Here is a 24,045-nt window from a genome sequence, read left to right on the forward strand (position 1 = left end):
TTAACCCAGCCTCGCAGGCCCATCTTTCCCGTCCCCGGCGAAGGATCATCGCCACCATTTTTGGCATGCCGACGATCCTTTTTTGTGATGGATTGTCTTTTTTGTGATCTGGATTGTAGTACAATTTTTATTAATAGTACTACTATGTGTCACAGGCAAGGATGAACAGGTTCACGTTTGTACTACCAGACTGGGTGGAAACGCGCTGAACGGAGTAAAGTAACCGGGCATAACCCCGTTAAGGACACGCTATGAACCTGACTAAAACCGATCGGCTGATGGTGACCCTGGGCCGCCAGATTGTGAGCGGCAAATATCTTCCCGGCGCGGCGCTGCCGGCGGAGGCTGACCTGTGCGAGGAGTTTGCCACCTCCCGCAACATCATCCGCGAAGTCTTTCGCTCGCTGGAGGCGAAGCGCTTGATTGAGATGAAACGCTATCGCGGCGCCTTCGTCGCGCCGCGCAGCCAGTGGAATTTCCTCGACAGCGACGTATTGCAGTGGGCGCTGGAACAGGATGAAGACCCGGGGCTCATCGCGGCGATGAGCGAAGTGCGTAATCTGGTGGAGCCGGCGATAGCCCGCTGGGCGGCAGAGAGGGCCACCTCCAGCGATCTGGCGCAGATTGAGGCGGCGCTGAATGACATGATCGCCAACAACCAGCAGCGCGATGCCTTTAATGAAGCCGACATTCGCTATCACGAAGCGGTGCTGGCGTCAGTGCATAACCCGGTGCTGCAGCAGCTCAGCGTGGCGATTAGCTCGCTGCAGCGCGCGATATTTGAACGGACCTGGATGGGGGATGAGGCCAACATGCCGCAAACGCTCCAGGAACATAAAACGCTGTTCGATGCGATTCGCCATCAGGACAGCAACGCGGCAGAGCAGGCGGCGCTCACCATGATCGCCAGCTCGACACGAAGACTGAAGGAAATCACATGACATCTCGCTACATCGCTGTTGACTGGGGATCGACCAATTTTCGCGCCTGGCTGTTTGAGGGCGAACGCTGCCTCGACAGCCGACAGTCGGCGGCGGGGATCGCCCGCCTGAACGGTCAATCGCCGGCAGCGGTGTTAGCGACACAAATCCATGGCTGGCGCGAGGGGCGTACCCCGGTGGTCATGGCGGGAATGGTAGGCAGCAACGTGGGCTGGAAGAACGCGCCCTATTTACCGCTTCCCGCCGATTTCACGGCCATTGGCGACCAGTTGACCGCCGTAGATGAAGGGATCTGGATTGTCCCCGGACTTTGCACTTCCCGCGAAGATCACCACAACGTCATGCGCGGCGAAGAGACACAGCTCCTCGGCGCACGCCTGCTGGCCCCTGCGGCGGTGTATGTCATGCCCGGCACCCATTGCAAATGGGTCAAAACCGACGGCCGGCGGATTGAGGACTTTCGCACGGTGATGACCGGCGAACTGCACCATCTGCTGCTGACGCACTCCCTGATCGGCGCGGGATTACCCGAGCAGCAGGCTGCGCCGGCGGCATTTCACACCGGACTGGCGCGCGGCCTGTCCGCGCCCGCGGTGTTGCCACAGCTTTTTGAGACCCGCGCCGCGCACCTGTTGGGGGCGCTGGCCCGGGAGCAGGTGAGCGAATATCTATCCGGCCTGTTAATTGGCGCGGAGGTGGCCAGCATGCGCGCCTTCATTGCCGACGAAAGGGCTATCGCGATCGTTGCCGGCCCGTCCCTCTCCGCGCGCTATCAGCAGGCATTTCAGCTGCTGGGCCGCCAGGTGACGACAGTGTCGGGCGACGATGCCTTTCTGGCTGGTATAAGGAGCATCGTACATGCAGTGGCAAACCTCACTTCCGCTGATCGCTATTCTGCGCGGCATCACCCCTGACGAGGCGCTGGCGCACGTCGGCGCGGCGATCGCCGCCGGGTTCGACACCGTGGAGATCCCGCTCAATTCACCGCAATGGCAGCAGAGCATCCCGGCCGTGGTCGGGGCCTACGGCGCGCAGGCGCTGATTGGCGCCGGAACGGTGCTGCAGGAAGCGCAGGTCGATCGGCTGGCGCAGCTTGGGGCGCGGCTGGTGGTGACCCCCAATGTGCAGCCGGCGGTGATCCGCCGGGCAGTCGGGCACGGGATGACCGTCTGCGCCGGCTGCGCGACGGCAAGCGAGGCGTTTACCGCGCTGGAGGCCGGGGCGCAGGCGCTGAAGATTTTTCCCTCTTCGGCGTTTGGCCCCGACTACATCAGGGCGCTGAAAGCGGTTTTGCCCGCGTCGGTGCCGGTATTTGCGGTCGGCGGCGTCACGCCGGAAAACCTGGCGCAATGGATCGAGGCCGGTTGTGCGGGCGCGGGGCTGGGCAGCGATCTCTATCGCGCCGGCCAGCCGGTAACGCGGACCGCAGAGCAGGCCGCCGCATTTGTTAGGGCGTATCAAGAGGCTGTGAAATGAAAATAACCAAACTGACCACCTGGCGTTTACCCCCGCGCTGGATGTTCCTCAAGATTGAAACCGACGAGGGGATAGTCGGCTGGGGCGAGCCGATCGTCGAAGGCCGGGCGCGCACCGTGGAGGCGGCGGTACATGAGCTGGGGGACTATCTGATTGGCCAGGATCCGGCGCGGATCAACGATCTGTGGCAGGTTATGTACCGCGCCGGCTTTTATCGCGGCGGACCGATCCTGATGAGCGCGATCGCCGGTATTGACCAGGCGCTGTGGGACATTAAAGGGAAGGCGTTGAATGCGCCGGTCTGGCAGCTGCTGGGCGGCCTGGTGCGCGATAAAATCAAAGCCTACAGCTGGGTGGGAGGAGACAGACCTGCCGAGGTCATTGCCGGGATTAACACGCTGCGCGGTATGGGGTTTGATACCTTCAAACTCAACGGCTGTCAGGAAATGGGGATGATTGACAGTTCGCGCACGGTGGATGCGGCGGTGAACACGGTGGCGCAGATCCGCGAAGCATTTGGCAACGACATTGAATTTGGCCTCGATTTTCATGGCCGCGTCAGCGCGCCGATGGCGAAATTGCTGATTAAAGAGCTGGAACCCTATCGGCCGCTGTTTATCGAAGAGCCGGTGCTGGCCGAGCAGGCGGAGTACTACCCGCGGCTGGCGGCGCAAACCGCGATCCCGCTGGCCGCTGGCGAGCGCATGTTCTCGCGCTTTGAGTTCAAGCGGGTGCTGGAGGCCGGCGGCCTGGCTATTCTGCAGCCCGATCTCTCTCACGCCGGCGGCATCACCGAATGCTTCAAAATCGCCGGTATGGCGGAAGCGGCGGACGTGTCGCTGGCCCCGCACTGCCCGTTAGGCCCCATCGCGCTGGCCGCCTGTCTGCACGTGGACTTTGTTTCCTACAACGCTGTCTTCCAGGAGCAGAGCATGGGGATCCACTATAACCAGGGCGCCGAGTTACTCGACTTCGTGAAAAACAAAGCCGATTTCAATATGGAGGGGGGGTACTTTAAGCCGTTAATGAAGCCGGGGCTGGGGGTCGACATCGACGAAGAGAAAGTGATTGAGATGAGCCGACGCGCTCCTGACTGGCGGAACCCCGTCTGGCGCCTTGCCGATGGCGTGGTCGCCGAGTGGTAGTCCCCGGTTAATACCTGCTGCGATTCTTAATATCAATCTTTGCCTGGCGCGGGCGGTCTTCCCCTGCCCGAGGCAAAGTCATGGGGTTATTATTATGAGCATTGAACTCTGTACTTCTACATTAAAAAAGCTAAACAGCAAAATCATCCCCTTTATTATTATCTGCTATTTTGTCGCCAATCTTGATAAAACCAATATTTCCATTGCCGCGCTGCAAATGAACGCCGATCTGGGATTAACGGCCAGCATGTACGGCCTTGGGGTCGGCATGTTTTATATTTCCTATATTATTTTCGAAATTCCCAGCAACCTGATCATGACCCGGGTGGGGGCGCGGATCTGGATCGCCAGAATAATGATCACCTGGGGAATGGTGAGCGCCGGCATGGCGTTCGTCCAGACGCCGACCCAGCTCTATATTATGCGTTTTTTACTCGGCATGGCGGAGGCGGGATTCACCCCAGGGATTATTTACTATATCTCCTGCTGGTTTCCGAAGCGCAACCGGGCGCGGGCGATGTCGTTCTTTTATATGGGATCGGTGCTGGCGTCGATCATCGGGCTGCCCGTCTCGGGGCTGATTTTAAATATGCATGGCATTGCCGATGTCGCCGGCTGGCGCTGGTTGTTCGCCATTGAAGGGGTTCCCGCCATCGTGCTGGGGGCGCTGGTGCTCTGGCTGCTACCTTCCAGCCCGCAAAAGGCGGCATGGCTCTCTGAGGCGGAGAAAGGCTGGCTGACGGCGCAGATTGCCGCTGATAACCGCGGCGCGGTAGTTAATCAACACGCCTCCTGGTTCAGTGCGCTGAAAAATAAAGTGGTACTCCTGCTGAGTCTGGTCTGGTTTCTGCAGGCGTTCGGCTCCATCGGCATCACGCTTTTCTTACCGCTGATCCTCAAAAGTATGGCCAGCGAGCAGAGCGATGTGGTTATTAGTCTGCTGTCCGCGGTGCCGTTTATTTTCGCCTGCCTGTTTATGTACCTCAATGGCCGTCATTCGGATCTGACCGGCGAGCGGGCGTGGCATATGGGGCTTCCGCTGATTCTGGCCGGTCTCTCGCTGGCTGTCGCCATCTATGCCGGCAACCTGCTGGTTGCCTATCTGCTGCTGGTGCTCACCGTGGGCTTTAATTTCGCGCTAACGCCGGTGTTCTGGGCGGTGACCACCGAGAAGCTGGCGGGCGTGGCGGCCGCGGCCTCCATTGCATTTATCAACACCATCGCCAATATTGTCGGCTTAGGCCTGCCGCCGCTGCTCGGGAAGATTAAGGACCTGACCAACAGCTATCACTCCGGACTGCTGATCGTCGCCGTGGCGCTGGCCCTCGGCGGAGTTATCGGCATCATCGTCTCCCGGAGCGGCCAGAAACCCTCCGCCTTCCACACTCTGAAAGAAGATAAGCTATGAAACTGAACGTGTTAAAACAGGCTTCGCTCCCGGATGCCCTGACTGCGGAACTGGCGCGACGCTATCACCTCGTGGAGCTGACAGCACTCACCGACGCCGACTTTCGCGCACTGGCCGGCACCTTTACCGTGCTCATCACCAACGGCGAAGCCACCGTGACGCGAGAGCTGATCGCCAGCCTGCCCGCGCTGGAGCTGATCGCCGTCTTTGGCGTCGGTTATGACGGCGTGGATGTGCAGGCGGCTGCAGAACACCAGGTGCGGGTCAGCCATACGCCGGGGGTGTTAACCGACGATGTGGCGGATCTGGCGCTGGGCCTGATGCTGGCGACCTCGCGGCAGATCGTCGCCGCCCACAAGTTTATCGAAGCGGGCGAGTGGGCGGCGGGCGGTTTTCCGTGGACGCAAAAAGTCTCCGGTTCGCAGGTCGGCATCGTGGGCATGGGGCGCATCGGCCAGGCCATCGCCCGGCGCTGCGAGGGGTTCGCCATGCAGATTGCTTATCATGACCGCAAGCGTCTCCCGGCGCTAAATTATGCCTGGCGGGAAGATCTGCTGACCCTGGCCGCGGAGAGTGATTTTCTGGTTATCTGCACGCCGGGAACGGCGGCAAACCAGGGGCTCATTAACCAGCCGGTGCTGGCGGCGCTGGGGGAGAAAGGGATCCTCATCAATATCTCGCGCGGCAGCGTGATTGATGAGCCCGCGCTGGTTGCCGCGCTGGAGAGCGGGATTATCGCCGGGGCGGGGCTGGATGTCTTCAGCCATGAACCGGCGGTACCGGCCGGGCTGCTGCAGCGCAGTAATGTGGTCGTCACACCGCATATGGCCAGCGCCACCTGGAGTACCCGCGCGGCGATGGCGCAACTGGTGCTCGATAACGTTGCCTGCTGGGCTGAGAAGAAGGCGCTGGTGACTCCAGTGGCGGAAAGCCTGACGGACTGACCGCAAAGCCGTGAACGCGCTGGGCTGCTGTATTGTACAGCGCGTTCGCGGCGGGGATTACTCCCGGGGCTGAAGCTGATAAATCCAGGCGCTGACCTGCTGTCCATCGTCGGTGGTCACCTCCACCGGCACCCGATCGTACCCCTCCTCAAAGTCGTCCAGCATGGGCCAGTGTGCCGCCAGCCGATCGGACAGGAACAGATAGCCGTTGACCCGCGGGCCGTGAGCGTCGAGGACGATCCCCGGAAAATCGGCGGCTGCGCCCCAGCCGCGCGCGTAAAAGGTGCCGGTGACGTAGCCGGGACGCCACTCGCCCCCGATCGCCTCCAGAATGTGCGCATTGCTGCGACCGGGACAGAGCGTCCCATAGACAAATAGCGGTTTCATTTTCTCTCTCTCGTTCGCCCTGATACCCGCCCACAGCGGAGCGGAAAACCAAAATACGGGGTAATTCAGCGCCTGGCAATGGCCGGGTGGGGCGGGGCAACCCTCCGGGCATCTCTCTGATGCCGGGGGAGGCTTTGGCCTCGGCGCTAATGAAGCTATATCGATTGCGATGATATTTTTATTATTTATATTTAAGATCAATATAAATAAGCCTGACGGAGAGACTAATTCGCTAATTAACATTCAATGGGGAAATAATAAAACGATAGCTTATGGAATATTCCTTCTCAATGGATTAAACAAGAGCCATAAAAGCAGCCGTAGGTTGAATTCAGATATTATTTAGGGCCAGGCGTTACCTCCCCTGGCTTTTTCGCTTTATGATAAACCTCCCTTGTACAAAGAATACCATCTGACTTCTAAACCCTCGCGGGCAGAGTTGATATTTCCTTTCCCTGAAGCGGCAGGCAATAAATCGAGCCGAACGACGTTCGGGAGAAAAACCGCTAGTGATGAACAGGCCAGAGCAAAGGCAGAGGCTGAGGCGAACGTACGGCAGATGAAGGATATCCGACCGGGCATTTGGTCCTGTCTGCAGACAGATGAAAGCGAAAGGCACAGGAGGTGCAATGAAGATTTTCCGCCCATTATGGCGCGACGGGGCTTTTCTGGTCCCGCAGCAGTTTCAGCAACAGGCCCGCTGGGATGCGCACGTCGCCGATACGGTCTCCCGCATGGCGCTCGCCCACCCGTGGGGGGTATTGCGCGCGGAGTTTGACGCCAGCGCGCTCACCCTTTCCCGGCTCAACGCCACCCGGCTGATCGTGCGTTTCGCCGACGGAACGCTGATTGACACCGAGCTGGCGGATACTCTGCCACCGGTCCGTGATGTCTCGGGCGTGATGCTGGACAGCGTGGAGGTTGTGCTTGCTCTGCCGCTGCTCAGCGCCAGCGGCGGCAATCTTGATGACGGCCAGGAGAGCGCCCGCCCGCGCCGCTGGCGCGCCGAGCAGGTGACCGTGCAGGAGCTGGCCGGCCATGAACGCAGCGAGCTGGCCGTTCTGCGGCACGCGCTGACGCTGCGTCTCTCCACCGAGGAAAATGCGGCCTTCCTTACCTGCCCGGTAGCGCGTCTGGTGCGCGATGCCCAGGGGCAGTGGATCGTTGACCCGGAATTCATCCCGCCGCTGCTGTCGCTGGCGGCAAGCCCGACGCTGGTCAGCGAGCTGGGTGAGCTGTTACATCGCCTGCAGGCCCGACGCAGACGCCTGATGGCCATGCGCCGTGAAAGCAATGCGCGGATGGCTGATTTTGCCGTGGCGGATGTTTCCCTGTTCTGGCTGCTCAACGCGCTGAACAGCGCCGAGCCGGTGCTCAGCGAGCTGCATCAGGACCCTTCGCGCCATCCGGAGCTGCTCTATCGCGAACTGACCAGGCTGGCCGGCAGTCTGATGACCTTCTCCCTTGAACATCATCTGGAAGCTATCCCCCGCTACCGGCATGCCTCGCCGGAGCAGGTATTCCCGCCGCTGTTTGCCCTGCTGGATACGCTGCTCGAAGTCAGCCTGCCCTCAAGGGTGATCGCCATCGCTCTGGAGCAGGGAGCCGACCGGGAGATCTGGCGGGGCAGGCTGCACGATGCGCGGCTGCGCGAGGGGGCGGATTTTTATCTGTCGGTGCGCTCTTCACTCCCCCCTCACCAGCTACAGAGCCGCTTTCCGCAGCTCTGTAAGGCGGGTAGTCATGATGATGTCGCCGAGGTCGTCAACATTGCCCTCAGCGGCATCGCGATCAAACCGCTGAGCCACGTGCCGGCGGCCATTCCGCTACGTCTGGAAAACCAATATTTCGCTCTGGATCTCTCCACCGATGCCGCCCGCGCGATGCTGGAGGCCGGCAACTGCACCTTCTATACCCCGGAATCGCTTGGCGACGTGAAACTTGAACTCTTTGCGGTACTGCGCTCATGAATACCTCTGAAAGCGATCTGATCAACAAAACTTTTTACCCGGGCTGGCTGATGGTCAGCCAGTTACGCTGCGGCCAGCCGGTGACCGATGGCGAGGCGCTCTATCGTCAGGCCTGTCGATGGGTGACCGAGGCGCGCGAGGCGCTGACGGCGGCAGGAATCAGTGACACCAGCGCTGAGCAGATGCTCTATGCCTACTGCGCGCTGCTCGATGAGAGCGTCCTCAACCGCGCCAGTCAGGATGATGGCTACCGCAGGTGGCGCAAGGATCCGCTGCAGGCGCGTTTTTTCAGCACTCTCAACGCCGGGGAAGAGCTCTGGGAACGGATCCGCCAGCTGCTGCGAGAGCCCACGGCGGATGCGGCAGTGCTGACTTGTTTCTATCGTACTTTGCAACTGGGGTTTGTCGGGCAGTACCGCGCCCAGGATGACGAACGGCGTGAGGACGTGGCGCATGCGCTTGGCGCACGGGTCCCGCCGTTCAGCCTGACCCAGGAGGCGCCGGTGGTGGTTCGTGCCTCCCGGCTGCGCAGCGGACGGCGGATGTACTGGTGCGGCTGGGCGGTTGGCATTGTGGCGCTGGCCGCGCTGTGGTTGACCTTCTCCGCCGTGCTGTCACAGATGGTGGCGAAGATAGCAGGGCAGGGATAAGAGATGCGTGATAACGCCCGTCGTCTGCTTACGCTACTGACCGTCATCCTGGCCCTGTGGCTGGTGCTGGGCTTCTGGCCGCTGTCCATCGGCAACCAGGTGATCTTCAGTCTGTGCATCCTGCTGGCGGGCGGCGCGGCGCTCTGGCGTCAGCGTCGCCGGGCAGTCAGCCGTCAGCGATCGGAAATCGTCCTGCCGCCCGAGGATTTTCAGGGGGCGGTGGTTCTGGTCTGCGGGGATACCGACAGTCTGTTTCCCGGGCGTTCGGCGCACTGCGAAACCCGTCACGGCTGGTATCTACGGGGAGACAGCGCGGAGCAGTTGCCGCGGCTGGCGCAGTACCTGGCGGCGGCGCGTTCGGCGCTGGTATCACAGGTTTCCGTGCTGCTGGCGGTGGTACCGGAGCACCACCCCTCCGGGGAGCAACTGGCGCAGTCGCTGCGCGACTGGCGACGGAGTATCGTTCAGTGCCGAACCTGGCTAAACGGTCTGCCGCCGGTGTGGAGCGTGTTCTGGGTGACGCCGCCTGGCGGCCAGGCAGGGGAAAGCCGCTGGTTTACCGTCACGCCGGAGAGGCCTGGTCTCCAGGTGCAGCAGAAGGGGCAAGCGCCCCAGTCGGTTGCCGAGTGGCAGCGGGAGGGCAGCCCTGCCTCACGCCTGCATCAGACGCTGTGGCTGGAGAGCATTCTGACCTTGGCCGAAAACGCTCTTTTCCGGCCATTCCGCGCCCGGCAGGCGGAACTTCCTCCGCTGAACCTGTGTGCCGCGGGCATCTGCCTGACACCGATGGTAGCGGCGGCAAATAACCTCTGGCAACAGCAAATCGCCGGGATCACCACGCTCTCCCCGGGCAACGCCGCGGCGCCAGGTCCTCACCCGCTGCCGGATCTTCTTCTGTCGTCACTGCCGCACCGCCACGGGGTCAGCCGCCGGATGCGCGATGCCGGTCTTGCCGCTGGCGTGGGCTTCCTCTTTCTGGCGCTGGCGATGCTGGCTTCCTTTATCAACAACCAGCGCCTGGTGCGCAGCGTCGGCGATCATCTGGCGGTGTATCACCGCCTCAGCGGCACGCCGTCGACGCCGAAGCTGCAGGCGCAGCAGCGTCTGCGTACCGACAGCCGCCAGCTGGATGACTGGCTGCGCCGGGGAGAGCCGTTGCGTTACCGGCTGGGGCTGTATCAGGGGATGCGGCTGATCCCCTTCGTGGAAGCCGCTATCAATGACTGGGCGCCGCCCCCGCCGCCGCGTCCGGTCATTAAGCAGGTTGTGCAGGGGCCGCAGACGATCCGCCTCGATAGCATGGCGCTGTTCGATACCGGCAAATCGACGCTGAAACCAGGTTCGACAAAGCTGCTGGTGAACTCGCTGCTGGGCATTAAGGCGAAACCCGGCTGGCTGATCGTGGTGGCAGGCCATACCGACAGCATCGGCAACGATAGATCCAATCAACAGCTCTCCCTGAAGCGTGCCGAGGCGGTCCGCGACTGGATGCGCGATACCGGCGATGTGCCGGAGAGCTGTTTTGCGGTGCAGGGCTACGGCGCAAGTCGTCCTGTCGCCAGCAACGAGACGCCAGACGGGCGGGCGCAAAATCGCCGGGTGGAGATCAGTCTGGTCCCGCAGAAGGACGCCTGTCTGACGCCGGGCACGGCTAATACGTCAGGAGCCGGGGCTGACGCCTTAAAAAACGAAACCGAGTAACCCGCGAACCCGATCGCGGACGTTGAACAACAACATTATGCCTGCCTGACCCTGTGCGCTACGGGTTCCTGATAAACAGGAAACAGCGATGGGCGGTAGTGTGCCTGCAGCCAGTCAATCTTGTCGGCAAAGCGGGGCCTCTGCGGGGATGAAGCGCAGGAAAGGGGATGGATAAAGGAGATCAGCATGGATAGTGCTAAGGACAGTGCCAGAGAAATGCTGGCGGCGATAAACGTTGAAGGTTCCGGTTTCTGGCTGCTTTTTTTATTTCTCAGTCAGTGAATATAAATATCTCTGGGGTTTCCTTTTAGTTATGAAATTCCTGGTGGGGTATCTGAGATATCGATATGCACATAAATATATTTATGATGAATGAGATGATTATCATTAAAAAAAATTAAACAGTGCATCCTGTTAATTGATTTTTGGTGGTCATTACTGCGGAGTAAAACAGGAATATAATGGATACCTTTTCAATGATTACCGGCACCACCCTTAACCGTTACCAGCTGGATATTCCTTCATGTACCGCATCGCTGGATGTGGAAGAATTCAGTGGTGCAGAAAAGCTGAGTGAACTTTATTATTACACCATTACGTTTACCAGCGCAGAGAAAAACATCGATGCCGCACAGCTCCTGAGCAAACCCGCCATGCTGACGATGGGCGGCGGCGCACTGCAGCAGCTGGCGGACTGCAAACGCGTCCATGGTGTGATTACCACCTTCCGGCGCGTCAATCGTTCTGAAGATCAGTCGACCTATCAGATAACCCTCCAGCCGTTTCTCTTCCTGCTGGATAAACAGTTTCGCAGCCATCGTTTTTTCGTAAATAAATCGGTACCGGAGGTGGTGGAGCAGGTATTGCAGGAACATCACCTGCATGACTGGGAGTATGAGTTTAATCTCAAGCAACACTATCCGCGGCGCGAGCAAATTAATCAGTATCAGGAGAGCGACCTGGCATTTATCCACCGCCTGCTGGCAGAGGTGGGGATATTTTATTTCTTCACCCTGCAGGAAGAGGCCCAGAGCGAAGTGGTCCACTTCGCCGACGCGCAGCGGGCGCTGATGTTCGATAAGACACTCCCTGTAAACAGCCCGTCCGGGATGAGCGACAGCGGTACGGAATCGATATGGGGTCTGAGCATCACGCATAACGTCGTAGAGGCGAACGTCACTACCCGGGATTATAACCCCCGCGATGCGCAGAGCGTTCTCCAGTCGGCAACAGCGGATATGACCCGGGGAAATGGGGAAGGCATCACTTACGGTGAGGTATACCACTATAAGCTTCGCCACCTGGAGCGTGGCGATAAAATCGACCCGCAGACGGAGACCGCCAACTTCTATGCCCGTCTCGACCATGAGCGTTTTCTGGCTCACCAGACGCTTATTACCGCGAGCAGTACTGCAGCCTGGCTGGCGCCGGCCCAGGTGCTGACCGTTACCGACAGCCTCCCACCGACCCTGCCTGCGCCCGTGCAGGATCCGCTGTTAATCACCGGCACAGGTTTTACCGCCAGCCGCCGGGAGGCACTGCGGGTGTCCCTGCTGGCGGTGCCCTACAGCGAAACATTGTGCTGGCGTCCGCCGCTGCTGCCGCGCCCGAAGGTGACTGGCACCATGACGGCGCGGGTGACCAGCGCGAAGGCGAATGATATCTACGCCTGGCAGGATGCGTCCGGCCTGTACCGGGTGAAATTTGACGCTGACAGAGAGGTTAAAGGGCAGGGTCAGGAAAGCATGCCGGTGCGTCTCGCCAAACCCTACGGCGGCGACGTGTACGGCTTTCACTTCCCGCTGATCCAGGGCACGGAGGTGGCGATTGCTTTCCACGAAGGCGATCCTGACCGGCCGTATATTGCGCATGCGCTGCACGACTCGCGGCATGTCGACCCTGTGACGGAGAAAAACAGCACCCGCAATGTGATTCGTACTCCGGCCAATAATAAGCTGCGAATGGAGGATAAGCGCGGCGAGGAGCATATCAAGCTCAGCACCGAGTACGGCGGCAAGACGCAGCTGAACCTGGGGCATAACGTGAATGCGCAGAGGGAGTTGCGGGGCGAGGGGTTTGAGCTCCGGACGGATAAATGGGGGGCGATACGGGCGGGGAAAGGGATCTTTATCACCGCAGATAAACAGTCAACCGCCAGCGGCAAGATACTTGCAATGCAGGACACCTTGGACAGGCTTAAGCAGGCAGGTGATGAGATGGACTCTCTATCGCGTGATGCCCAGTCGGCTAAAGCCGACCCAGCCCAGGTAGAACAACAGTTAGCTTTTATGCGTGAGCAAATTGATCAGCTACGGGAGGCGGTTGCCGTGCTCAGCGCACCAAATGGTGTGGCTCTCGCCAGTGGCAAGCATCTGCAACTAACCGCACGTCGCAATCTGATGATCAATGCCGGGGCGAATGCCGATATGGGCGTAATGAAACGGCTGTTTATTGGCGTAGGGGAAGGGCTTAGCCTGTTTGTCCGCAAGCTGGGGATGAAATTAATCGCCAATCAGGGGCCCGTGGCGATTCAGGCGCAAAACGATCAGTTGCAGCTCCTGGCGCGCAAGGATCTTGAGATTGTCAGTACTGATAGCGAAATTCACATTGTGGCAAAGAAAAAAATCGTCATTAACGCTGGAGGAAGCTATATCACCCTCGATCCCTATCGGATTGAGCTCGGTACTGGTGGTGATGTCGACGTCAAGGCCGCGGATTTTTCCTATAGCGGACCCGCCAGCATGAAGGCCGATCATCCAGATTATCCGCCACTTCAGTCCACGGTAAGGCAATCGCTGAATCTGAACGTGGCACAGTCGCCAAATGCGTCGGACAGCAGCTGGGCCGGGATGCCATATACCCTGTATGCCGATGGCGCCCTGTTGAAACAAGGGGTGCTGGATGAAAGAGGCCAGATATCAGTCGATCACCAGGTCGTGACCAGAAGTTACAAGCTGGAGATGGCTAATGGCGTCAGCTATCAGATACCCGTTGCCGAAGCGTACAGTCGCCCTGAACAGGGTGAACTCGCTAATCGCGGCTTTCACCACCATACCTCGCAGGCTGCATCTGATATTAACCCCCCCTCCTCACATACGGAGCATCGTAATACTTACGCGGATTTGCTCGATGACCATATTGAACAGGACGAAAGTCAATGAGTCACAATGATATTGTTACCCCGGTTGCTACGGTTGATACCAGCCAATGTATGATCACCTCGCCCTGGTTTGTTCAGAATACGGAATACCCACCGGCAGTGGCGACGTATAAGCCGCTGGTAAACGGCGAGGAGGCCTTTGCGGCGGTATATCGAGCCATCGAAAAGGCACAAAAATCGGTGGATATTATCTGCTGGGGGTTTCAACCATCCATGTATTTTATTCGTGACGGACAGGCGCTGCGCATCGGGGAATTGCTCTGTCTGCTTGCGGAAAAACAGGTTCAGGTGCGTATACTGGGGTGGGAGGCGCCCTTTAATACCGCCGGGGTTGTCGGCGAGGCAAACCTTCCCGGGAAGGGGATCCTGCATCTTGAAGATCGCGCCGGGCAGAGCGCGACAGACGAACAATATGCTTTTGATCTCGATTGGTTTGCCCGTCATTCATATAGTGACGATCTGCTGGATTCCAGCAACTTTTTAGCCAGCACAATCAATAAGCAGTTCAATCAGTGGACTGTCAATCCCCTATTTGTGGGCCGCGGGTTTAATAAAGTAGAACGTGCGGAAATCGCCTGGCGGGCGAGATATCAGGCTCTCGATAAAGGGCTCAGTGCCAGCGCGGTGGGGATAATGACGCTAGCGCCATCCCACCATCAGAAAACGGTGCTGGTGGATTATGAATTACCTGAAAGCGCCATCGGCTTTGTCATGGGACACAATATGCTCGATGAGTACTGGGATACCGATGCGCACTCTTCCCAGAATCGGCTCGGGGGCCCGGCCCCCTGGGGACCTGATCAAGGCGCTCGCGGCTTTTTACCCCGGCAGGATATTTCCAGTCAGGTGACGGGACCCATTCTTGAACATCTGCACGAAAATTTTGCCAAAGCATGGTGTAAGGAAACCGGGGAGGACCTTATCAAAAAGCGTCAGGCCCGTGAGATGGCGAAACGCCTTAAACCGCGGAAAGAGTGCGGTACCCTGATACTTGCCCAACTCCTGCGCACGCAGTCGCAGGAGAATAAACGTGATATCGAAAAACTCTATTTGCAGGCAGTCAACAATAGCACGCAGTTTATCTATATTGAGAACCAGTACTTTCGTTGGCCACCGTTGGCGGAAGTTATAAAAAAAGCGGCACACGTGCAGATTGACAAAGGACGAACGCCAGAAAAAGACGGATCGTTACATTTATTTGTTATCACCAATGTCACGGAAGGGGGGATTGGGGCGGGTACGGTAAATACCCAGCGTATGCTGGAAAGCCTGGGGCGCGCCAATACGATTCCAGGCGTGACCCGGGCCCGAATGATAGAGAAGATCAGGGAGGAAGACCCAGGCAAATTCGCCTCTCTCGCCTGGTCCCGCAATCCGGCCACCCAGGCGCAGATTAATGAAGAGTTTATCCGCCGGCAGAAAGAATATGAAGCAAAGCTAAAACAAGCAGAAGAGTTAAAAGATAGCGATATTCCGATGGTGCCAATACCCGGCCTGAAAATACATATTTGCTCACTGGTGGCTCAGGACTCTCCCGTGGATAACTGGATGCCAGTTTATATCCACTCCAAGCTGATGATCGTTAATGACGTTTTCACAACACATGGTTCGGCGAATATTAATACCCGCAGTATGCAGGTGGACAGTGAAATGAATATTGCACATGAGTGGGGCAGTGTGACGAAGGCGCTGCGGAAACGTCTGTGGAAACTACATACCAATGGTATGGGCGTACAGGATAATGCTTCAGATGCGTTTGACGCCTGGGAGGATATTCTAAAAAGAAATAAAAAACTTCAGGATACAGGAGAAGATAAGCCTATAGCGCCATTGGTTGAGTTTCGTTACACCAACAATGAACTGAAGGATCTGGACTGATGCGCCGGGTAATGCTGTTGTCCCTGTTGCTGATGGCGAGTAGCCAGCACAGCGTACTGTCTGCTGAAAAGGATTTATCTGTGAACTCTCTTTCTGATATTAATGCCCGTCTGGCGTTTACCTGCAAACATGAAACCATTCCTGAAGCATCGGCTGACAGCGATATGCTGTTTAAGTATGCCCGCTGGTTACAGAAGAATAACCAGTTAAAGCAGGACAAGGCCGTGGATACGGAAACGGAGCGTCTGTATCGTATAGCGGCAGAAAACGGGCACTATAAAGCCAGTATCAATCTGCAGAACGGGTCGCTGCGGGGGCAGTTTTCGCTGAACAGCCATGAGCGTCTGCGTCTGAGCCAGCGGCTGATCGATGCGGGAGTGGCGAGCGGTTACTACTTTATCGCAATTTATCTGGAACGTGGTGCCGCCGGTCTGAAGCAGGATCCAGAACTGTCGTTGCGTTACTACCGTAAAGCGGCGGATGAGGGGAATCCTCAGGCTCAAGCATATGTGGGGTACAAACTATCCCCAGCAAGAATGGCTCCAGAGGTTGCCCTACAAATGTTGCGCTGCGCTGCGGAGCAAGGGGAAGGGGATGCTGCTAATGGGTTGGGCAATATGTTAGCTATTGGTGGAAAGTACCGGGAAGCAGTTGAAGCTTTCCAGTTGGGTGTGGCGGCTGGTGATGGAAGTTCAGCAAGATTTTTAGCAAATGGGTTTAACGGTCCTAAACCTTCGGATGAACTTTATTATCTGGCTCAGCAGAAGGATCCGGAACGTGCCCGGCGCTATAAACTGATAACGAAGATCCTGAGCAATTATTCCTACGCCAGCCCCACGGTCCCGGAAATCAACGATATCGTGCCGTTGCCGCCGGCCCCACTGCCGGAATGGGACGGCAGGCTGAAGTGGCTGGAGGAACGGGAGGCCAATATCCCGCCGCCAGAACCCAGCGCGGCGCTGATAGAGAAACTGGCGAAAGCGAAACAGCTGAATCCGGCGACGGGCAGGCCGCTGCCGACGTCACCGGACTCCGCGAAATACAGCGGGTCAGCTGGCCAGTAAAAAGCGTTTTTTCCTGCCCGGTCCCTGAACCATCACAAACAGAAAGAAAGTCCTGCAATAAACACGCTGAAACCAAAACTTATAACGGAAAGATAAAAATAAGGAGACTGCCACGTACGGTAATTTCCTCGCTGAATGGCAAAAGTCTCACTTAAAAGGATGAAATATAATGACTCAGGAAGACATTATTACCCCGATTGCCACGGTTGACACCCGCCAATGTATGATCACCTCTCCCTGGTTTGTGCAGAATACAGAATACTCACCGATGCCGGCGACCTATAAGCCGCTGGTAAACGGGGAAGAAGCGTTTGCTGCCGTTTATCATGCCATCATGAATGCACAGAAAACGGTGGATATTATTTGCTGGGGATTTCAGCCTTCGATGTACTTTATCCGTGATGGTCAGTCGCTGTGTATCGGCGAATTACTTTGCAAGATTGCAGAAACAAAAAAAGTCCAGGTGCGTATTCTGGGCTGGGAAATGCCCTGTAATGCCGCAGGTGGAGGAGGAGAGGCCAATTTACCGGGTAAGGGAGTCATTCGTTATAAGGACCGGAAAGGCCAGAGTACTACGGATGAACGTTATGCCTATGACCGACAATGGTTCCGTCAGTATTCTCTGTCAGGCGAATGGTCCGATCATCAGTTAAAAAAGGGACAGGCCGGGATAGCGGAAATTGCTGCCGCACCCATAGCGCAACGACAAGAAAAATTAAGCTCACTTTCTCCTTTGTTTGTCGGGCGCGGGTTTAATTTCCTGGAGAGAGCTGAAATTGCCTATCGCGCTGCGAATATGGCGCTTGATCCGGATATCAGCCCTGACACGATGCTTACTCTTGCGGGTACCGTGACCCATCATCAAAAAACGGTGCTGGTTGACTACGAACTGCCGGAGTCTGCGGTTGGTTTTGTTATGGGTCACAACATGCTTGATGAGTACTGGGATACGGATAAACATTCTGCACTGTTTCGCCCGGGCAATAATATGGATCCCCGCTTAGGCGCTAACGGTAAGCTGCCGCGGCAGGATATCTCCAGTCGGGTAACCGGCCCGATTCTGGAGCATCTGCATCATAATTTTGCCATGGCGTGGGAGAAGGAAACCGGTCAGGATCTGCTGACTATTCGTGATAGCGTGTCCATCGCGAAAAAGCTGAAACTGCGTGCGGTACACGGTACGCCGGTGATGGCGCAACTGTTGCGCACTCAGGCGCAGGCAGGAAAGCATGATATTGAAACGCTTTATCTGCAGGCCGTAAATAATGCGACGCAGTTTATCTATATTGAAAATCAGTATTTTCGCTGGCCGCCGCTGGCAGAGTTAATTAATCAGGTTGCGGAAAGACAGAGTAAAGTGGGACGCGAACTGCATTTGTTTGTTGTGACTAACGTAACCGATGAAGGCATTGGGGCGGGTACGGTGAATACCCAGCGGATGCTTGAGGTGCTGGGTCGGGCAAACATTATCCCTGAAGTGACTAAACTGCGTAAGATCGGACAACTTAGCAACGCAATGTTCGGTGGTTCTGTTGGTTATATCGACCCCGGAGATACCAATAAACGTAATCGCGAGATGAGTGAGAAAATTGCTGATTTTAAAAAGAAGGCCGATGAAATTCAGAGCAGTGAAATCCTGCCGGAGGAACGCCCCGGACTGAAGGTTCATATCTGCTCGCTGGTGGCTCCGGACTCACCACCGGAGGAATGGATGCCGGTGTATATTCACTCGAAGCTGATGATTGTGAATGATGTATTTACCACCCACGGTTCAGCGAATATCAACACGCGCAGTATGCAGGTGGACAGTGAAATGAATATTGCCCATGAATGGGCCAGCGTGACGCGGGATTTACGACGGCGGTTATGGAATATGCATACTAACGGACGAGGGGGGCAGGATGAGGCGAAGGATGCTTTTAAGGCCTGGGGATATCTTATTAACACCAATGAAAAACTACAGGGTACAGGAAAAGACAGACCTGAAGCTCCACTGATTAAGTTTCTGTACAACAAATCAACACTGAGCGATCTGGACTGATGAAAAGACTTTTAATTGTATGTTATCTGTTACTGACCGCCTGTGACCAGAACAATACCCACAAGGACGCGCCGATGAACCCGCTAACCGATATCAATACCCGCCTGGCGTTTACCTGCAAATACCAGATTATTCCTGAGGCGTCTGTGGATACCGATGTCCTGTTTAAATATGCCCGCTGGCTGCAAAAAAATAATCTGGTTAACCGGGATAAAACGGTGGATGCGGAAATTGCCCGTCTGTACCGGATAGCGGCGGAAAACGGTCATTATAAAGCCAGTATTAATCTGCAGAATGGCGCGCTGCGCGGGCGTTTTGCGCTGAGCAGTCCTGAACGTCTGCGCCTGAGCCAGCAACTGATTGATGCGAAGGTGGCCGCCGGCTACTACTTTATTGCCATCTATCTGGAGCACGGTGCGGCAGGACTGGCGCAGGACCCGGAGATGGCGCTGCGTTACTATCGTAAGGCGGCAGATGAAGGGAATCCCCAGGCGCAGGCTTTTTTAGGCGAAAAACTATTTCCGGCCAAAAGAGCTCCTCAGGTAGCCATGCAGATGTTTCGATGCGCTGCCCTACAAGGCGAGGGAAAAGCGGCTAATTCGTTAGGAATTATGCTAACAATTGATCAGAAATATCAGGAAGCTGTAGAAGCCTTTCAGTTAGGAGTCGCTGCTGGTGATGAAACATCTTCCTATGCATTGGAAAAAGGATTTGCAGGCCCGGCACCGACCGACAGGCTGTACTATCTGGCACTGGAGAAAGACCCGGAGCGTGCCCGTCGTTATGAACAGATAGGCGCTGTGCTGGCGAAATACTCATGGGCCCAGCCTGTCGTCCCGGAAATCAACGATATCGTGCCGCTGCCGCCGGCCCCGCTGCCGGAGTGGAACGGTAAGCTGAAATGGCTGGAAGAGCGCGAGGCGAATGTGCCGCCGCCGAAGCCCAGCGCAGCGCTGATAGAGAAACTGGCGAAAGAGAAACAGCTGAACCCGGCAACGGGCAGACCGCTGCCGACGTCACCGGACTTTGAGAAGGACAGCGTGGCGCGGCTGCAGTGCCGCAGCGGTGAACCCTGCCCGCAAAGCGGCTACTGGCAGCCGGCGTGGCGGCCCCGTGAGGGGATGAGCGAACATGCCATCCGTTATTTCCGCGAGGGAGACATGATGCCGGTGGAAAAGGTGACCTTCGTTCGCCCGCGTCCCTGGCCGCTGCGCGACAGACTGGTCGTGGAGGAGCAGGAGACGGTGTGGCGCCGGGTCGGCGAGGCATAAGCTCTGCAGATGAAAAGGAAAAGGAGAGCGTCAGGGAATGAAAGGGATAACGACATGGATAGTGCTGGGCAGCCTGCTGCTGTCGGGCTGCGACCAGAAAAGCATCCACAAGGATGTGCCGGTGAACCCGCTGACTGATATTAATGCCCGTCTGGCGTTTACCTGTAAACACCAGATTATTCCTGAGGCGTCTGCTGATACCGATGTCCTGTTTAAATATGCCCGCTGGCTGCAAAAAAATAATCTGATTAACCGGGATAAAACAGTGGATGCGGAAATTTCCCGTCTGTACCGGATAGCGGCAGAGAACGGTCATTATAAAGCCAGTATTAATCTGCAGAATGGTGCGCTGCGCGGGCGTTTTTCGCTGAGCAGCACTGAACTTTTGCGTCTGAGCCAACAACTGATTGATGCGAAGGTTGCCGCCGGCTACTACTTTATTGCCATTTTCCTGGAGCACGGTGCGGCAGGACTGGCGAAGGATCCAGAGATGGCGCTGCGCTACTATCGTAAGGCGGCAGATGAAGGGAATCCCCAGGCCCAGGCTTATGTTGGTGAAAAACTGTTTCCGGCCAAAATGGCACCACAAGTGGCCATGCAGATGTTTCAATGTGCCGCTGAACAGGGGGAAGGGAAAGCAGCTAATTCGTTAGGAAATATGCTTGCAATTTACAAAAAATATCCGGAGGCAGTTGAGGTTTTCCAACTGGGCGTTGCAGCAGGAGATTCAACCTCAGCCGGTTTCCTGATGCACGGATTTTCCGGACCTGAACCAACGGACAGGCTGTTCTATCTGGCATTGGAAAAGGATCCCGAGCGTGCCCGTCGTTATGAGCAGATAGTCAAGGTCCTGGCGAAATACTCATGGGCCCAGCCTGTCGTCCCGGAAATCAACGATATCGCGCCGCTGCCGCCGGCCCCGCTGCCGGAGTGGGACGGCAAGCTGAAGTGGCTGGAAGAACGGGAGGCCAATATCCCGCCGCCAGAACCCAGCGCGGCGCTGATAGAGAAACTGGCGAAAGCGAAACAGCTGAACCCGGCGACGGGCAGGCCGCTGCCGACGTCACCGGACTTTGAGAAGGACAGCATGGCGGCCCCGTGAAGGGCTGAACGAACGTGCCATCCGTTTCTTCCGCGAGGGAGACATCATACCGGTGGAGAAGATAAATCTTGTCCGCCTGCGCTCCTGCTCGCTTGGCGAGAAATGGCTGCGGGGAGAGAGGCTGGTGTTCTGGCGACTGGCTGGCGAGGCATAAATCTCCTCTTACGGCGAGTTATCGCTGGCATTAATACCTATAAGTTTAAGGAAAAATCATATGCGTAAATTTTTAATCGGCTTTTTTATTTTCTTCTCAGGAATAGCAACGGGGCAGTCTAATTTAGAAGATTTTAATCATTCGCCGAAGTGGGTGGATTCGGCTGGGCAAATAAATCCTGATCCGGGGTTGATGAAGTATTTTCAGAATATGAACTTTGTCTGTCATAACGCGTCTGGATTTACACCTAAAGAAAATAAGATTGCTGCAAAGGCGTTCAGTGAACTGGTTCAGCATACTTCTGAGGGAGATCAAATAAAGGGTTTCTGGAACAGTCCTGAACATAAGCAAAAACGTGAAGGGCTGCTTGCAACAGCAATAAAAGCTGGAAGCTGGAAGGCCGCATATGTAAATAGTGTCTGGGCAATAAAATATCCGAGTGCGGAGACTCCGATAGAGGTTGCTTCCACCAAACTCCACGAACTCGTTTCTCAGGGCATCCCTATTGCTGCCTATAAATATGCGTCGTATTTGTTTGGTCGCGATTATGAAACAATGTACTACTTGTATGCTGAAGCCATCAAGCGTGGTAGTCCACAGGCCATGTCAGCAGTAGGGGGAACTATTGTTGTCAGGGTTCAGGAACTGCACCCATTAGGTAAGCAGTTACTGGAATGTGCGGTAGGGCAAGGTTATGCAGAGGCTTATGATCATCTTGGCTTGCTTGCCGATATGGAAGGCAGGAGAGTAGATGCCTATCGTTTGTGGGAGAAAGGCATTAACGAAGGATGTGAAGGCTGCATCAAAAAAATGAGTAATCTCGCTAAAGTTCGGCATGGTTATTCTGCGGATGTGTCGATGATGGAGTTGATGCCCGAACTCACAAGGATTAAAGAATTCAATGATAATAATTTCTTCTATCAATTGACTGAATTGCCAGATTTCTATCGTCGTCTGCCGGATGAACTGATTTTCCATCTAAACGATTCCGAACTTTTAAGTCTGCTTAAGCTGGAAAAATTTTCTCGCATGTTGTAACTCTGAAACTCAGGAAATGGCTGCGCAAATAATTTCGCTAATGATTGCAGCTATTTATTTTCCTTAAATGCAGCAAGGTAAAATAAAGTTATGAAAGGAATTATCCGTACAGGCGATACGCATACCGGGGGCGGGAAAGTGCTCCGTGGTTCCAGTAATATGAAATTTGGTGGTATCGGCGTGGCGCGGCTGGGCGATCCCGTCAGTTGTCCGATCAAAGGCCATGGTCCGACGGTGATTGCCGAAGGACACCCCACTTTTAGCGATCATGGTATACCGGTTGCGTTCCATGGCCACCGTTGTGCTTGTGGTTGCATATTGCTGTCGAGCCTGCCACAAGCCAGGGTGCGCTAACGATGCCTGTCGATTTAAAACGTATTCCCCCGCCTGCTCAACGGCCTCGAGCACCGGTATGGTGGGTTTGGTTGCTGTTTTTGCTGTGTTGGCTGGCAGCAGGCACCTGCTGGGCCATTATGAGCAATACAGATAAACTCCAAATACACACCGCGGATTTTTGGCAAACGGCGTTGATATTACCGGCATTACTCTGGCTTATTCTGCTGGCGTTGCGTATCGCCTGGTATAAAGGGTTACAGTCAATGGCTGATGGCTGGGATAACGATCGTGAACAGATTTTGAGTCGTGAAATCCAGAGAGGGCGGCGCCACCTGGCAATCCTGGGCGTGAGCTTACACACCGCATTACGTCTCCCGGATGATCGAGATGGTAAGGGGCAGCGAGAGGCGTTACGAAACAATACTCCTGCTTTAAAAACGCAGCCTTCCTGGTGGAGTGACGAAGGTATACGACATAGTCGGCTGATACGTATCGGCGACGAAACGCCCGAACAGTTGGTTAGGCGCATCATGAGCAATACGTTGAATGAGCTGACTTCTGTACTGGCATCTGTTCCTGCAGAGATACCGCTGTCATTAATCATAGAGAGCGACAGCAGTCTGTCCGTCAGCGAGATACAGTCGATCTGGCGTCAGTGTTTGGCGAGCAGTCACATCCGGCAACCGGTGACGTATCTGGAAGGCAAAGGGCTGCAGATGATAGACCACTGGCTGGATCAGCCGATGACTGAGCCATCCCTGATGCTGATTGTGGCACTACAGGTTGCTCCCAAGCAGGTTGAGGGGACGGCAGAAACGGTGGTTAGCCTGTTGCTTGCCAGCCCTCAGTTCGCGGCGGATCTCATGCCACTGGCGCGTCTCCACCGACCAGAGCAGGTGAAGGGGATAAGCCACGAGGCGTTTCATTATGCCTTTGCGCGCGCGTTTGACTGGGCCGCGTTACCCGCGGAGGCCGTGCCTGCCGGTTGGTTGGTGGGTATCAAGATGAACTATCATCAGCCCATCGCAACGGGATTGATCGCGTTGTCGAGCCCGATCAATATCGGTCGTGATTTCTACAACCTGGACAGTAGCCTGGGTTATCCAGGCGTCGCAGCACCCTGGGTCGCGATCGCTGGAGCAATCGTGCGGTGCGGTGACGATAAATCTCAACTCATTGTGAGTGGCGACGGTTTTGCCGACCAACCATTATGGGCCACGGTGATCACCCCATTACCACTATCATCAGAGCTTCACCAGGCCAGGCCCGTTCGCGCTGCCTGAGAGGCGGCAAGCCTCGTGACTACACACTATCTCATCAGACGGTCATATCAGCCCCTTGTGGTGGGTCTGAATCTTTCTCGAATCTTCTTACTGCAG

At 56.3% G+C, this 24,045-nt stretch carries 19 protein-coding genes and 1 pseudogene; 19 read left to right on the forward strand and 1 reads right to left on the reverse strand.

Going from position 1 to position 24,045, the window contains the following annotated elements; genetic code table 11:
* Positions 1–251 precede the first annotated feature (251 nt).
* The 6 genes from dgoR (at position 252) to SP68_RS09760 (ending at position 5,914) form a co-directional block, all read left to right on the forward strand.
* Positions 252–941 (forward strand): D-galactonate utilization transcriptional regulator DgoR, encoded by a 690-nt coding sequence (gene dgoR, locus SP68_RS09735; RefSeq protein WP_012967805.1) that lies wholly within the window; start codon positions 252–254, stop codon positions 939–941.
* The gene (locus tag SP68_RS09740; RefSeq protein ID WP_040968647.1) at positions 938–1,855 is read left to right on the forward strand and encodes a 2-dehydro-3-deoxygalactonokinase; all 918 of its coding nucleotides are present in this window, start codon (positions 938–940) and stop codon (positions 1,853–1,855) included. Before dgoR ends, SP68_RS09740 begins: the two co-directional genes overlap by 4 nt.
* Positions 1,800–2,417, forward strand: a complete 618-nt coding sequence (locus tag SP68_RS09745) for a 2-dehydro-3-deoxy-6-phosphogalactonate aldolase (protein WP_016161351.1) — start codon at positions 1,800–1,802, stop codon at positions 2,415–2,417. Before SP68_RS09740 ends, SP68_RS09745 begins: the two co-directional genes overlap by 56 nt.
* Positions 2,414–3,562, forward strand: a complete 1,149-nt coding sequence (gene dgoD / locus SP68_RS09750) for a galactonate dehydratase (RefSeq protein WP_008804354.1) — start codon at positions 2,414–2,416, stop codon at positions 3,560–3,562. Before SP68_RS09745 ends, dgoD begins: the two co-directional genes overlap by 4 nt.
* 94 nt (positions 3,563–3,656) lie before the next feature.
* Entirely contained in the window at positions 3,657–4,970 is a 1,314-nt protein-coding gene (locus tag SP68_RS09755; RefSeq protein ID WP_040968646.1) for an MFS transporter, read from the forward strand.
* Complete coding sequence (locus SP68_RS09760) at positions 4,967–5,914, forward strand: 2-hydroxyacid dehydrogenase (protein WP_040968645.1); 948 nt, start codon at positions 4,967–4,969, stop codon at positions 5,912–5,914. The genes SP68_RS09755 and SP68_RS09760 overlap by 4 nt, the downstream gene beginning before the upstream one ends.
* A gap of 57 nt (positions 5,915–5,971) precedes the next feature.
* Here SP68_RS09760 and SP68_RS09765 read toward each other — a convergent pair whose 3' ends face one another.
* Complete coding sequence (locus tag SP68_RS09765) at positions 5,972–6,301, reverse strand: gamma-glutamylcyclotransferase family protein (protein WP_012541317.1); 330 nt, start codon at positions 6,299–6,301, stop codon at positions 5,972–5,974.
* A gap of 629 nt (positions 6,302–6,930) precedes the next feature.
* Here SP68_RS09765 and tssK point away from each other — a divergent pair.
* The 13 genes and pseudogenes from tssK (at position 6,931) to SP68_RS09825 (ending at position 23,949) form a co-directional block, all read left to right on the forward strand.
* A complete protein-coding gene (tssK, locus tag SP68_RS09770; RefSeq protein ID WP_016161345.1) occupies positions 6,931–8,271 on the forward strand; it encodes a type VI secretion system baseplate subunit TssK in 1,341 nt (446 codons plus the stop codon).
* Positions 8,268–8,921 carry a type VI secretion system protein TssL, short form gene (gene tssL, locus SP68_RS09775; RefSeq protein ID WP_012541320.1) on the forward strand — a complete coding sequence of 218 codons (654 nt, stop codon included), beginning with the start codon at positions 8,268–8,270 and terminating at the stop codon, positions 8,919–8,921. Before tssK ends, tssL begins: the two co-directional genes overlap by 4 nt.
* Positions 8,922–8,924: 3 nt before the next feature.
* Positions 8,925–10,622: an OmpA family protein gene (locus SP68_RS09780; protein WP_040968644.1), complete on the forward strand. Its 1,698-nt coding sequence runs from the start codon at positions 8,925–8,927 to the stop codon at positions 10,620–10,622.
* Positions 10,623–10,808: 186 nt separating this feature from the next.
* Positions 10,809–10,933, forward strand: a pseudogene (locus SP68_RS28245) (hypothetical protein).
* A gap of 150 nt (positions 10,934–11,083) precedes the next feature.
* On the forward strand, positions 11,084–13,783 hold the full coding sequence (locus SP68_RS09785; RefSeq protein ID WP_040968643.1) for a type VI secretion system Vgr family protein: 2,700 nt from the start codon (positions 11,084–11,086) through the stop codon (positions 13,781–13,783).
* Complete coding sequence (locus tag SP68_RS09790) at positions 13,780–15,660, forward strand: phospholipase D-like domain-containing protein (RefSeq protein WP_040968642.1); 1,881 nt, start codon at positions 13,780–13,782, stop codon at positions 15,658–15,660. The genes SP68_RS09785 and SP68_RS09790 overlap by 4 nt, the downstream gene beginning before the upstream one ends.
* A complete protein-coding gene (locus SP68_RS09795) occupies positions 15,660–16,724 on the forward strand; it encodes an SEL1-like repeat protein (protein WP_040968641.1) in 1,065 nt (354 codons plus the stop codon). The genes SP68_RS09790 and SP68_RS09795 overlap by 1 nt, the downstream gene beginning before the upstream one ends.
* A gap of 169 nt (positions 16,725–16,893) precedes the next feature.
* Positions 16,894–18,765 (forward strand): phospholipase D-like domain-containing protein, encoded by a 1,872-nt coding sequence (locus tag SP68_RS09800; protein ID WP_040968640.1) that lies wholly within the window; start codon positions 16,894–16,896, stop codon positions 18,763–18,765.
* 74 nt (positions 18,766–18,839) lie between these two features.
* Entirely contained in the window at positions 18,840–20,036 is a 1,197-nt protein-coding gene (locus SP68_RS09805; protein WP_223168558.1) for an SEL1-like repeat protein, read from the forward strand.
* A gap of 37 nt (positions 20,037–20,073) precedes the next feature.
* Positions 20,074–21,138, forward strand: a complete 1,065-nt coding sequence (locus tag SP68_RS09810) for an SEL1-like repeat protein (protein WP_040968638.1) — start codon at positions 20,074–20,076, stop codon at positions 21,136–21,138.
* Positions 21,139–21,352: 214 nt separating this feature from the next.
* Entirely contained in the window at positions 21,353–22,330 is a 978-nt protein-coding gene (locus SP68_RS09815) for an SEL1-like repeat protein (RefSeq protein WP_040968637.1), read from the forward strand.
* A 90-nt stretch (positions 22,331–22,420) separates the two neighbouring features.
* Positions 22,421–22,684 (forward strand): PAAR domain-containing protein, encoded by a 264-nt coding sequence (locus SP68_RS26340; RefSeq protein WP_016532068.1) that lies wholly within the window; start codon positions 22,421–22,423, stop codon positions 22,682–22,684.
* Between the two features lie 119 nt (positions 22,685–22,803).
* Positions 22,804–23,949, forward strand: a complete 1,146-nt coding sequence (locus SP68_RS09825) for a hypothetical protein (RefSeq protein WP_040968635.1) — start codon at positions 22,804–22,806, stop codon at positions 23,947–23,949.
* The last annotated feature ends 96 nt before the right edge of the window (positions 23,950–24,045 follow it).

Origin of the sequence: Klebsiella variicola (genome assembly GCF_000828055.2) — a bacterium.
Classification (GTDB): Bacteria; Pseudomonadota; Gammaproteobacteria; order Enterobacterales; family Enterobacteriaceae; genus Klebsiella; species Klebsiella variicola.